The sequence below is a fragment of the Kitasatospora sp. NPDC041917 genome (assembly GCF_055589745.1).
Genome location: NZ_JBVJBI010000125.1, coordinates 1 through 1,202 on the forward strand (window position 1 = coordinate 1; position 1,202 = coordinate 1,202).

Below are 1,202 nucleotides of genomic sequence, written 5' to 3' on the forward strand. Positions count from 1 at the left end.
CTAGTGAGCTGGTCCGGAGATTCTTGAGCAGTAGCGGCAGATTCGGTCGATGATCTGGTCGGCGGTCTTGGTCCACTTGAATGGGTGGGCGCTGTCGTTCCAGCTCTTGATCCAGTCCTCGAGCGTGGTCTTCAGGTCGTCGAGCGAGCAGAAAACTCCACGCTCGAGGCAGCGCCGTTCCAGCTCCGCGAACCACCGCTCGACCTGGTTGATCCAGGACGAGTACGTCGGCGTGAAGTGCAGCTGGACGCGAGGATGCGCGATCAGCCAGCGGTGCACCACGGGTGACTTGTGGGTGGACAGGTTGTCGCAGATCACGTGGACCGCCAGGCCCGGCTCGGTCTGGCGGTCGATCTCGTCGAGGAAGTCCCGGAAGTCGACGGCGCGATGCTGGGCGGACACTCGGCTGATGACCTTGCCGGTGGCGACGTTCAGTGCGGCGAACAGATCCACGGTGCCGTGGCGGATGTAGTCGAAGCTGCGGCGTTCGGGGACCCCGGGCAACATCGGCAGCACCGGCGTGGTCCGCTCCAGGGCCTGGATCTGCGGCTTCTCGTCCACCGCGAAGACCACCGCGTTCGCCGGCGGGGCCAGGTAGAGGCCGACCACGTCCCGGATCTTGTCGATCAGCAGTGGGTCCGGAGAGATTTTGAAGGTCTCCGTCCGCCAGGGCTGCAGCCCGAAGGCCCGCCAGATTCGCAGCACGCTCGAGGGTGAGATGCCGACCTTCGCGGCCAGCTCCCGCTTGGACCAGTGGGTGGAGCCCTCCGGCGTCTCCTCCAGCGTGCGCACCACTACCTCCTCCACCTGGGCGTCGGTGATGGTGCGCGGGACTCCGGGCCGCGGTTCGTCGGCCAGGCCGTCCAGACGCTCGTGCAGGAACCGGGCCCGCCACCGGTTGACCGTGCCCCGGTTGACCCCCAACCGGGCGGCCACCGCGATGTTGCTGCCGCCCTCTGCGCAAGCCAGCACGATTCGCGCCCGCATTGCGAGCCCTTGGGCGGTCCTGCGTCGGGTCGCCCATCTCTGCAAGGTCAGCCGCTCCGAATCCGACAGGACCAGCGGCCGCAGTCTGCTGTCACCCATACGGACAGCAGACCGCGGGGCTGACGCCATGTCACCACCCGGAGCGCGGAGAACACCGAAACTGTGACGCGAAGCGCCTCACGTGGCGACCGCAGATCTCAAGACCAGCTCACTAG

1 protein-coding gene is annotated in these 1,202 nt (G+C 67.1%); it reads right to left on the reverse strand.

Annotation, left to right across the window (positions count from 1 at the left end):
- Complete coding sequence (locus ACZ6EM_RS40475; RefSeq protein ID WP_452181105.1) at window positions 1-1,086, reverse strand: IS630 family transposase; 1,086 nt, start codon at window positions 1,084-1,086, stop codon at window positions 1-3.
- Between the last annotated feature and the right edge of the window lie 116 nt (window positions 1,087-1,202).

Coding starts and splice junctions, on each gene's coding strand:
- ACZ6EM_RS40475 (WP_452181105.1), bottom strand. CDS start 1,086: ATGGGTGACAGCAGACTGCGGCCGCTGGTCCTGTCGGATTCGGAGCGG.